Source organism: Paramuribaculum intestinale (assembly GCF_003024925.1).
GTDB classification, from domain to species: Bacteria; Bacteroidota; Bacteroidia; order Bacteroidales; family Muribaculaceae; genus Paramuribaculum; species Paramuribaculum intestinale.
This window is the reverse complement of record NZ_PUED01000078.1, coordinates 1-11,697: the sequence shown is the minus strand read 5'-3', so window position 1 is coordinate 11,697 and position 11,697 is coordinate 1. Positions and strand designations below refer to the sequence as shown.

The following is an 11,697-nucleotide window of genomic DNA, read 5'->3' as shown; positions in this document are numbered from 1 at the left end:
AAGCGTCGCTTGATTGCATGAAGGGAATGCTTGACCGGATGAATGAATGTCTTGACAACCATCAGTTCAGCCATGCTTTTCCCGATGATATAGACATAGTGGCATATCTGAAGCTTTACGCAGCGACTGTCCTTGCCGACCTTAAAGCCGGAAATCAGCCCCACAGCTATTTGACGGGAATGCTTGACCTGCTGGTTCTGACTCAGAAAAACACTAAAGATGAGGTGCTGAAACGGCTGTGGGATATAGCCGTGGGATGTGTGCGACGGCGCAGGATCACAAGGATACGTGTAAACTGGACTGACATCCGCAATCTTGATGCAAGCCGCTTGCCGACGTTTATCATCCGTCTTGCCGATGGTTTGGAATTTGCGCCGGACGCTGACGGACAGACCTACTTCTACGAGCACAACGGCACTCTTGCCATAGGACATGACGAAGTGAGCGTGGCAGCCTGCAACCTTGAGGCATTCGAGCGGATGAGCCGCGGATCGTTTGCCTGTCTTGACGGATTGCTGACGATCGTGGCCGACCGCGCCGATGTGAAGGCCGAGCCGTCGTTCGACGAGTTTCAGAAACGTTCCAATGTAATGTTGCAGGGTCTGAAAAACTTCAAACCGTCGGTGCGTCGGCAGCTGAAGGAGTATGCCGACGGTGAGGAGGTGTATGTGAAAGTGACGTCGATCGAAGGCGACAGGATCAAGGTAGCCACTGCTGATCCGTCTTATGTCACTATCCATGGCGAACTGTTCCGCTACTTCTCACAGCCGGGCGAAATAATGACTATCCCTGCCTACAGCGCTCTGGCGGATCTCACGCGTTCTGCCGGGCCTGACGATGAGGTGGGTCTTGCCGTAGGGGATGTCATGAGGGTCATGTACAAGAAAAATGTTTCAAACAAGTTTGACGTGCGTCCGGCTTTGGAGAATTTCTACAGAGAACTCGCCCGGCGCAGTTGCGCACAGGCGTTCGACGGAATATACACCGGCACGTTCGGTTCGGATTCGGGCACATTGTGGCGGCTTGTCAACGGATTGACTGTCGCCGTCCACCGAAGCAAATATGACGAGGTGCCTTCTGAATACATTGAGAGTGTGCGTCAGGCCGCCGACGAGGGTACAAGCATAAGCCTTCAGACCTATAAGGAGGTGAGTGATCAGCAGCCGATGCGCATATATGCGCAGTTTGATACGTTTTATCCATATCGGTTCGGCGAGAATAATTTTAAGCCGGAAGATGCCGACCGCAATTTCCTGTATGAGTTTCTCAATGACTGCAACGCCAACTGTCCGTTTGACGATGAGCCTGTGGTTTCGAGAGAGATGATAGAGGATCCGCGCGGAGTGAGGCTGTTGTCCAATTTTATATGCTATATATTGCATAATGGCGATTTCGGCTCGGTGGAAAGGCTCGAATATATCACTGCGGCACATATGCTGTCGCTGATGTCGGACCGGCCGGACGATGTGTCGTATATGGAGCTGCAGCGGCAATATCTTGTCAGACTTGTGGCGTTCAGCCGCAATCGCGATGTAACACCTCTGGCGCTGAGCGATGATGACCGGCTGGCTTCAAACGCCGACGTTGTAGTATGGCAGCGTATTATCAGTGAGCTTAACCGCTACCGGCATCCGGAGAGCCGGACATTGACCACCGAGGTGCGCGACAATCAGGATGCAAGCATCAACAAGCTTATCGACGCCTCCAATTCGCTGATAGGGATCATTAATGAAACCGAGCTCAACAATATCAAGAAGTCCATAGCTCAGAAGCTCGGGGTTGATGACGAATATGTGGCTATCAACGCTGACCGTACATTCTACGGAGAGGAGTCGTCGACGCTCGAATTGAAAAAGTCGATCGTATTCCCTCCGGTCAACCGCCGGCGGTTCAAGGAGGTCGAGGCCGAGCCCGACGTGCAGAAATGGGCTATACTCAAGACGGTGTGCGGTTTTCTCAATTCGGAGCTTGGAGGAGACTTGTTGCTGGGTGTCAATGACAACGGTTATGCCGAGGGGCTTGATGCCGATATATCCGAACTGATGCGCGAAGGACTTATAAAAGTGGCAAGCAATGACGCTTATAGCCGATATGTGCAGTCGGTTGTGGAGGACGCTTTTGTCGATGCAGACAATTCCAATCCTATTGGCGACGTTCTCGGCTCGGATATAACCTATGCCACGGAAACGAGCAGGGAAGGAAAATATGTATTGCGTGTGCGGGTCAAACCCTATACTTTCGGTCTGGTAAAGTTCAAGGATGGATCAAGGCCGGAAGGTCTGCATGACTCATACGTGCGTCAGAGCGGAAAAACGGTGCCGATGACACCGTCGCTTGCATCAAGACTGCGTGCGCAGCGCACAGCCCGCGATACGTCCGACATGGCTCTGCTGCGCAAGGCCGCCGATGAAAAGCGCGTGGCTGTGCTCAAGGGGTATGCCTCATCGTCGGGCCGATGCGACAGGCAGATCGAAGTGTATAAGATATGGGAACAGCGGCGCACGATATGCGGGTACGATATTCTGAACAAGAAGACTCGGCTGTTCAAGGTGACGCGTTGTGAGGGAGTGGAGCTTGCCGCGCAGAAGTGGAGTCGTGCGCATGGCACGACAAATCTCGATATAGACCCGTTCGGCATGAGTTTTGAACAATATAAGGCCCAGGAGATGGTGATAAGGCTTTCGGCCTATGGCTATCGGCTGCTTGTGGAGGAGTTTCCTGTCGCCGGCAAACTTGTGCAGCAGCTTCAGGCAGCGGATACCTCAGGAGCGATGTTTGAATTGCGCTGCCCGATAAGCAGCCCGGAGGGTCTTGGCCGATTCGTCATGAGTGTGCCCGGACATGCATGGATAGTGCAGGGCGACAGTCTTAAAGAATATGTGGAAGAAAAAACAAAAATACTTACGCAATGTATAGGTTGAGCCATGTTATTTCAGCTGTTGCCGCAATGTCGGTAGGCTTTGGCAGTGTATGCTGCGTCAGTCACAGTAGTTCTGATCGTGAAACGGAGAGACTGATACTTCTGTCGGGTAGCTATTCGCCTTCCGACAGCATGGGTGTCAAAGTGTGGAGTTTCGATCCGGCCTCTGGCCGCCTCACGCTGTCGGGCGGGGTGAAGGGTATAAGCAATCCGTCGTTTGTGCATGTTTCAGACGACGGGCGGCGTATATATTCAGTCGGTGAAGATGCTGCGGTGCTGTCGTCGGTCAACATGATACGTTTCGATGCCGACAGTCTGCGGATGACTCTGGAGTCGTCCGATACTATCGGCGGCGGGGCACCCTGTTATGTCAATCTGTCGCCCGATGACCGATATGTGCTTACAGCCAACTATCATGGAGGAAATGTGACGATCTATGCGCTTGATTCGGCCGGGAAGCCTGTCGGAGATCCTCAGATATTGAGTTTCGAGCATGGCGATCCATCGACACAGAGCAAGGGTGCGCCGCGGCTCCACAGCGTCACGTTCACCCCCGATTCGTCACTGCTGGTATGCGCCGATCTTGGCACAGACCGTCTGCATGTATTCCCGCTCAATGGTTCCGGAGCGAAGAACCTGGTGGATGCCAATAGGATGACAGACGTGGAGCTGAAACCGCATTCCGGGCCACGTCATATCGTCTATTCGAAACGGGGCACAGGTTATCTGATCAATGAGATCTCCGGCGAGGTCACGGTGCTTGAACGCCGCGGCGACAGTTTTGAGCCGGTGCAGTATATAGCGTCCGACACCGTCGGCGGCCACGGCAGCGGAGATATTCATCTGTCGCCCGACGAACGGTTTCTATACACATCCAATCGTCTGAAGGCCGACGGCATAGCGGTGTTTGCCATAGATTCGGCAACCGGACGGCTCACCCGCACCGGCTATATGGCCACAGGGCCTCATCCGCGCAACTTCGCGTTGTCGCCCGACGGCCGATGGCTGCTTGTGGCCTGTCGCGACAATGACCGCATAGAGGTGTATGCGCGCGACAGTCTGACCGGGCAACTCACGCCGACTGACCATTATGCCGTCACCCCCAATCCGGTGTGTCTGAAGTTTGCCGGACGGATCGCTGGTGAATGACGTTGAAGCAGGGCAGACATGATGCCCAAAAATATAGTTGCACGGTTCGGCTATTTTATGTAAATTCGCGCTGTAGGGTCATGCGGCCTCGGCTGCATGTCACGTCGCTTGACCTACGGATCAAGGATTATAACGCAATACCTTAAAAACTGAAAATATATGCCTGAAAACAAAAAAACATGTCTGCATTCGCGACATGTGGCGCAGGGAGCGCAGATGAGTCCGTTCGGCGGATTTGATATGCCCATACAGTATGAGGGCATCACCGAGGAGCACGAAGCGGTCAGAAACCGTTGCGGTGTGTTCGATGTGTCACACATGGGGGAAGTGTCCGTGACGGGACCAGATGCCGAGCGTTATATAAGCCGTCTGTTCACAAACGATGTTGCGGGAGCTGCTCCGGGCAAGATCTTCTACGGGATGATGCTCAGGGAGGATGGCGGCACGGTCGATGATCTGCTTGTCTACAAGCGTGGCGAAAACGATTTTTTTCCAGTGATCAACGCGGCCAATATCGACAAGGATCTCGATTGGATGCGGTCGCAGGCCGCCGGTTTTGACGTAGATATCGTGGACCTCAGCGATTCTATGGGCGAGCTTGCCGTGCAGGGACCGGAGTCAGAGCGCGTGATGGAGGAAGTGCTTGGTCTGCCATGCAGCGAGCTTACATTCTACACGTTCAAGGAGTTAGATAAGGATGGCAGTCATCTGATCGTGAGCCGCACGGGCTACACCGGTGAGGATGGATTCGAGATATATGCCGACCATGGGGCGATATGCCGGTTCTGGGATCAGCTTATGGATTCGGGGCGCTGCGCGCCGTGTGGTCTGGGATGTCGCGACACGTTGCGTTTCGAGGTGGGTCTTCCGCTTTATGGCGACGAACTTACCGACGAGATCACTCCGCTTGAGGCCGGACTCGGCATATTTGTGAAGCTCGACAAGGCCGGAGGCTTTGTGGGGTGCGAGGCTCTGAAGAGGCAAAAAGCCGAAGGACTGCGGCGCAAGCTCGTAGGGCTGGAGATACATGACCGCGCGATAGCCCGTCATGGTTGCGAGGTGGTGGACCGGTCCGACGGACGGGTGATAGGTCATGTCACGACCGGTTACCGCGGCATATCGGTCGACAAAAGTGTGGCTATGGCCATGATAGAGACCACATACGCCGAAAAGGGCAGTGAAGTGGCTGTGAAGGTGCGCAAGAAGACTTTCCCGGCCACAGTGACTGCAAAGAAATTCTATAGGAAGAGCTATAAAAAATAAGAATAATACCCTAAGTAAATTAATTTCAAAGAATATGAGCAAGACTTATTACAGCCGCACTCACGAATATGTGACAGTTGACGGCAATACCGGCTATATAGGAATCTCTGAGTATGCGCAGAAGGCTCTCGGCAACGTGGTGTATGTCGATATGCCCGAGGAGGGCGACGATGTGACCGCCGGTGAGGAATTCGGCGCGGTCGAGAGCGTGAAGGCGGCCAGCGATCTGATAGCTCCGGTGAGCGGAGCGGTGGTTGAGAGCAACGGGCTGCTGATCGACAATCCGCGGCTGATCAATCAGGATGCGATGGCCAACTGGATTATAAAGGTGGAGCTTTCCGATCCGGAAGAGCTGTCGGCGCTCATGGACGAGGAGGCCTACAACGCTTTCTGCGCCACAGAGGACGCCCACTGATATGACGATCCTCTCTCCACTCACACCCATACAGAGATTCTGAAATATGATCCATCATTATTTTCCACATACGGCCGATGACATCCGGGAGATGCTCGGCCGTTGCGGCATGAGTGACCTCGGCGAGCTGTATGCCGATGTTCCGGCCGACGTGCGTCTGCGGGGCGACTATAATCTTCCGAAAGGCCGTAGCGAGAAAGAGATTCGTGATTTTTTCAATGAACTCGGGCGCCACAACCGCATTCTGACGTGCTTTGCCGGCGCCGGATTCTATCACCACTACACCCCGGCGGTGATACCATATATTCTGAGCCGCTCGGAGTTTCTGACGGCATATACTCCCTATCAGCCGGAGATATCGCAGGGCACTCTGCAATATATATTCGAATATCAGTCGATGATGAGCCGGCTGACCGGCATGGAGGTGTCAAATGCGTCGATGTATGACGGTGCTACAGCTACGGCCGAGGCGATGATGATGGCCGTGAGCGCATCGCGTAAACGCGACAGGGTGCTGATCGGCGCCACGGTCAATCCGGCCGTTCGCCGTGTGGTGGCCACCTACGCCCGTTACCACGGCATAAGACTCGACGAAATAGCTGAGGCTGACGGTGTGATTCGGCGCGACGATATGGAGGCGAAGCTGGCCGATGGCGATGTGGCGGCAGTGATAGTGGCTACTCCCAATTTTTACGGTATCGCGGAGGATTATTCAGGATGGGCCGATGCGTGTCACAGATACAAGGCTCTGTTGATAATGAACTGTGTGCCTGCCGACCTTGCTCTGCTGAAGAGTCCCGGGGAGTGGGGCGCCGACATAGCCTGCGGCGATGCCCAGTCGCTGGGCATGCCGTTGCGTTACGGTGGCCCGTATCTGGGCTTTCTCTGTGCTTCGAAAGCATTGATACGCAAGATGCCCGGACGTATCGTCGGAGCTACGACCGACGCCGATGGGCACCGTACGTTTGTGCTGACGCTGCAGGCCCGCGAGCAGCATATACGCCGCGACAAGGCTACGAGCAATATATGTTCCAATCAGGGACTGATGGCTCTCCACACTGTGGTGTATCTTAGTCTGCTCGGCGACGACGGATTGCGCGAGGCGGCCATGCAGGGGCTCAACGGAGCGCATTATCTGGCTTCGCAGCTAGAGGCTACGGGACTGATGCGTATGTCGTTTCCCGCTCAGCCGTTTGTCAATGAGTTTGCCATGGATACCGACTTTGACGTGGCAGACCTCGAGGCTGCGTGCCTTGAGCAGGGTATACTGTGTGGAGTAAAGATCGCTCCCCGGAGAATATTGATCGCGGTCACGGAGATGCAGACGCGCGAGGAGATGGACCGCCTGGTAAAAACCGTCAAAAAGATGAAGTCATGAACAAGGAATATTACGGCAAGCTGATATATGAACTGTCGCGCCATGGACGGCGCGGTGCGTCGTTGCCCGACAATGCCACTCCCGATGCACTGGCGGCGATTCCGTCCGCGCTTCTCCGCATGAATGCTCCGGGGCTGCCTGAAGTCGATGAGCCTGCGGTAGTCCGGCACTATACCAATATGAGTGCCAATAATTTCGGCGTAGACACGGGATTCTATCCGTTGGGATCCTGTACAATGAAGTATAATCCGAAGATCAACGAGGAGATAGCCGGATATTCTTCGTTTGCCGATCTGCATCCGCTGCAGCCTGCATCGACGGTGCAGGGAGCTCTTGAAGCCTATTGGACTCTCCAGAAAGCATTGTCGGAGATAGGCGGCATGAGCGAGTTTACGCTTAATCCTTTTGCCGGTGCCCATGGTGAGCTAACAGGCCTGATGGTGATACGCGCCTATCATGAGTCGCGTGGCGACAGCAAGCGGGTGAAGGTGATCGTGCCGGATTCGGCTCATGGCACAAACCCGGCGTCGGCTGCAGTGGCCGGTCTGAAAGTGGTGGAGGTGAAGAGCTTCCCTGACGGCACGGTTGACATAGAGGCCTTGCGTCCGCTGCTTGACGATACGGTGGCGGCCATGATGATGACCAACCCCAATACGGCCGGCATGTTCGAGCATGGCGTGAAGGAGATAGCCGAGATGGTGCATGAGGCGGGTGCGCTGATGTATTATGACGGTGCGAATCTCAATCCGATGCTTGGCATAGCTCGTCCGGGCGACATGGGCTTTGACGTGATGCATATCAATCTTCACAAGACATTCTCCACGCCTCATGGTGGCGGCGGACCCGGCAGCGGGCCGGTGGGCGTGCGCAAAGGGCTGGAATGTTTCCTGCCTGAACCTCGGGTTTGTCGTCGGGATGATGGCACATTCGCAATCTCGGACGATAGCGGCGAGTCGCTCGGAAGTATATCGGCCACGTTGGGCAATTTTGGCGTGCAGCTCCGCGCGCTGGCATATATTATGTCGCTTGGCGCCGACGGGCTGAAGATGGCCGGCCCGCTGGCTACGCTCAATGCCAACTATGTAAAGGAGTCGCTGCGCGATCTCTATCTGTTGCCGCTCGAGGGTGTGTGCAAGCATGAGTTCGTGTTTGACGGTCTGCGTGACAAATCGACAGGCGTCACCACTCTTGATGTGGCAAAGCGGCTTCTCGACTTCGGATTTCATGCGCCTACGATATATTTCCCGCTGCTCTTCCATGAGTCGCTCATGATCGAGCCGACCGAAACGGAAAGCCGCGAAACTCTCGATGCGTTTATCGATGTCATGCGCGAGATAGCGAAGGAGGCCGTTGAAAATCCGGAGGTGGTGAAGAGCGCTCCGCATAGCACTCCGGTAAGTCGTCCGGATGATACGGCGGCCGCCCTGAATCCGGTAGTGACATATGATGATCTTAAATCTTCGGAATCATGATCCATTGCGATATAATAGTGATCGGTGCGGGTCCGGGCGGCTATGAAACGGCTGCCCGGGCGGCTGCCAATGGCCTTGACGCGATCATTGTGGAGCGTGATCAGCCCGGCGGAACGTGTCTTAACCGTGGCTGCATCCCGACAAAGGCTCTGTGCCGGTCGGCGGAGGTGGCTGTGACTGTAAGGGAGGCGTTTGATTACGGTGTGTCGACGAGTGGTTTCACTCTCGACTATGCGGCGGCGTGTGCCCGTCGCGATGCCGTGGTAGGCGAGTTGCGTCAGGGGGTGGTGACACTTCTCGGCGGTGTGAGAACGGTGGTGGGCGAGGCACGGTTTACGGGTGAGCGGACGGTGGCAGTCGGCGACGAGGTGTTTACGGCTCCCATGGTGGTCATAGCCACAGGATCGTGTCCGGCGCCATTGTGTGCCGAAGGCTCTGAACTGGCAGTCGACAGCGATCGTGTTCTGGAGATGGATCGTCTTCCTGCAGAGATAACGATCGTGGGCGGGGGAGTGATAGGCATGGAGTTTGCCTCGATATTCGCGGCTTTCGGCAGCAAGGTCAGCGTGCTTGAATATTGTCAGGAGATACTCCCGCCGTTTGACAGGGAGATCGCCAAGCGTCTGCGTATGGCCATGAAGCGCCGTGGTGTGGACGTGACCGTGCAGGCTTCGGTGAGCCGTATATCCAAAGCCGACGACGGCCGTATGTCCGTGGACTATGTCAGCAAGGGCAAAGAGCGGACTATCGTTACCGATATGGTTGTGTCGGCAGTCGGACGTCGTCCGGTGTTGCCCGAAGGACTCGACAAGGCCGGAGTGGAGTTGACCGAAAGGGGCTTTATATGGGTTGACGGGTCGATGCAGACTTCGGCGCCGGGCGTGTATGCCATTGGCGATGTCAACGGGCTGTGCATGCTCGCTCACGCGGCCGCGGCTCAGGGACGTGTGATACTCGGCGAACGTGTAGACCTGGATGTCATGCCTTCGGCAGTGTTTACCATGCCGGAATGCGCCATGGTGGGACTTACCGAGCAGCAGTGTGCTGACAACGTGACAGAATATGTCGCTGCCACGGTGACTTTCCGGTCAAATGGCAAGGCTATGGCCACGGGTGATGCCGAGGGACTCGTGAAGGTGATAGTCGGAAAAACCGACCGCCGGATTCTCGGATGCCATATATGCGGTCAGCATGCTTCGGATCTGATTCAGGAGGTGGCTGTGGCTATGGTCGCAGACGTGGATTCATCGCGGTTTGCCGCGGTGGTGCACGGTCATCCGACTCTTTCGGAATGTGTGGCAGCGGCTGTGGAAAAGGCCGACAAGGCTGCGAGAGGATCATGAGCGAGATGCATAGTCCGAAAGTCAGCGTGCTGATGATAGCCTATAATCAGGAGGCTTACATTGGTGAGGCGATCAGGGGAGTGGTGAGCCAGAAGGCGCCGTTTCCCTTCGAACTGATAGTGGCCGACGATGCGTCGACCGATTCGACGGCCGAGGTGGCTGCCGGTTGGGCTGCGCGTTATCCTGACGTGATACGGCTTGTGCGCCGGGAGACGAATCTCGGTCTGCAGGCCAATTACCTTGACGCTTATTCGAGGGCTCGCGGCGAGTATATAGCGATATGTGAGGCCGACGACTGGTGGTGTTCGCGGCATAAGCTCGCACGGCAGGCGAGGATGCTCGACGAGCATCCTGAATACGGACTCTGTTTCCACCGGGTGGTAAACTATTATCAGTCGGACGGGTCGATGTCGCTGAGTAATCCGGGGCAGCCGAGCCGTATAACACTGGAGGGTCTGGCGCGGGCCAATGTCATATCCAATCTGAGCGTAATGTATCGCGCGATTCCATACGATCGTCTGCCCGGCTGGGTGGCGTCGGTAAGACTGTTTGACTACGCGATGCATTCGCTTCACGCCGAGCGTGGTGATATAGGGTATCTGTCGCAGCCGATGGCTGTCTACCGACGTCATGACAAGGGAATATGGAGCGGTGATCTGCTGGGAGGCTGGCGGATGGCAATGGACGTGCGCGAGTGTCTGATCAGTCATTTCCATTCATCACGTCGTAGTGTGGCCGATTGTTATGCCGAATCGTATCTGGATATCGCCGCCGCAATGACAGCCGCCGGCGACGATGGAGCGCGTGAGCGCGCCATGTCGTTTTTCGACAGGCTTGGCATGGTATTCGATGGCGATGATTTTGACGAGAGAGTGAAGCAGCGTAGTAGTCGGCTGCAGTCGGCTCCCGGCTTTCTGTCGAAAATCAGGCGGCGGGTGAGCCGTCTTCTCCCTTTGCCCAGAATAAGGGGATGAAGGGGAATTCTCTATGAATACTGATGAAAATCAAGACGCTGTGCCAGAAATCGATGTTATGACACAGCGTCCGTTCATACTAAAAAATGGTGCGGGCGTGGCCTGAAGGGCGCCTGCCTGCTTTACAATCCGGTCATTCTACCGGTATTTTTGCTATGCGGCGGTCGTGGCGTCCGCCTTCGTAGGGTTCGGCTATGAATGAGTCGAGCATCTCCAGTGCGAGCGACTGGTCAATGAAGCGTGCCGGAAGTACGAGCACGTTGGCATTGTTGTGGGCGCGTGCCAGTCGTGCCAGTTCAGGGGTCCAGCAGATGGCTGCGCGGATGCTCTGGTGCTTGTTGAGCGTCATGGCAATGCCGTTGCCTGATCCGCACATGGCCACTCCAAACGAGGCGTCTCCTGACTCGATGGCTTTGGCGCAGGGATGGGCATAGTCGGGATAGTCGCAAGAGGCTTCGGAGTCGGTGCCGAAATCCCTTACTTCATATCCGAGATTGGAGAGTCGGCGGATGATGGTCTGTTTCAGCTGGTAGCCGGCGTGGTCGGAGCATACGGCGACTACGGCGGGAGGTGTGGGGAGCTGTGTCATTTTGTTGTCGGTTGTTGTTAGTTCTGCAAAATTACGAAATTTTGTGGAACAACTGCTGATGTCGGTCAACAAACGCAGAGATGCGCAGGTGGTGGTAGCTATAGGTATTGAGATCTAAATGCTACGGCTGCTGTTTCTTTCGTCCGGCAACATATAGCTTTACGATATCTTCGTATTTGTAAGGAGTATATAGG

At 55.4% G+C, this 11,697-nt stretch carries 9 protein-coding genes; 8 read left to right on the top strand and 1 reads right to left on the bottom strand.

Translation table 11 applies throughout. From position 1 onward, the window contains the following. From C5O24_RS07235 to C5O24_RS07200, 8 genes are all read left to right on the top strand, one after another. Positions 1-2,921: RNA-binding domain-containing protein (locus C5O24_RS07235; RefSeq protein WP_133165495.1), on the top strand; the 2,921-nt coding region annotated here is incomplete at its 5' end. A 26-nt stretch (positions 2,922-2,947) separates the two neighbouring features. After that, positions 2,948-4,069 (top strand): lactonase family protein, encoded by a 1,122-nt coding sequence (locus C5O24_RS07230; protein ID WP_161553840.1) that lies wholly within the window; start codon positions 2,948-2,950, stop codon positions 4,067-4,069. Positions 4,070-4,228: 159 nt separating this feature from the next. Continuing rightward, positions 4,229-5,332, top strand: a complete 1,104-nt coding sequence (gene gcvT / locus C5O24_RS07225; RefSeq protein ID WP_107681651.1) for a glycine cleavage system aminomethyltransferase GcvT — start codon at positions 4,229-4,231, stop codon at positions 5,330-5,332. Positions 5,333-5,366: 34 nt separating this feature from the next. Beyond that, complete coding sequence (gene gcvH / locus C5O24_RS07220; protein WP_107036544.1) at positions 5,367-5,747, top strand: glycine cleavage system protein GcvH; 381 nt, start codon at positions 5,367-5,369, stop codon at positions 5,745-5,747. A 46-nt stretch (positions 5,748-5,793) separates the two neighbouring features. After that, positions 5,794-7,125: an aminomethyl-transferring glycine dehydrogenase subunit GcvPA gene (gene gcvPA, locus C5O24_RS07215; RefSeq protein ID WP_107036543.1), complete on the top strand. Its 1,332-nt coding sequence runs from the start codon at positions 5,794-5,796 to the stop codon at positions 7,123-7,125. Continuing rightward, positions 7,122-8,597, top strand: coding sequence for an aminomethyl-transferring glycine dehydrogenase subunit GcvPB (gene gcvPB, locus C5O24_RS07210; RefSeq protein ID WP_107036542.1), 1,476 nt, complete (start codon positions 7,122-7,124; stop codon positions 8,595-8,597). Before gcvPA ends, gcvPB begins: the two co-directional genes overlap by 4 nt. Beyond that, the gene (gene lpdA / locus C5O24_RS07205; protein ID WP_107036541.1) at positions 8,594-9,940 is read left to right on the top strand and encodes a dihydrolipoyl dehydrogenase; all 1,347 of its coding nucleotides are present in this window, start codon (positions 8,594-8,596) and stop codon (positions 9,938-9,940) included. Before gcvPB ends, lpdA begins: the two co-directional genes overlap by 4 nt. Next, on the top strand, positions 9,937-10,914 hold the full coding sequence (locus C5O24_RS07200) for a glycosyltransferase family 2 protein (RefSeq protein WP_161553839.1): 978 nt from the start codon (positions 9,937-9,939) through the stop codon (positions 10,912-10,914). The genes lpdA and C5O24_RS07200 overlap by 4 nt, the downstream gene beginning before the upstream one ends. Before the next feature lie 133 nt (positions 10,915-11,047). Here the strand turns inward: C5O24_RS07200 and rpiB are convergent, their stop codons facing one another. Further along, entirely contained in the window at positions 11,048-11,503 is a 456-nt protein-coding gene (gene rpiB, locus C5O24_RS07195; protein ID WP_107036539.1) for a ribose 5-phosphate isomerase B, read from the bottom strand. Positions 11,504-11,697 lie beyond the last annotated feature (194 nt).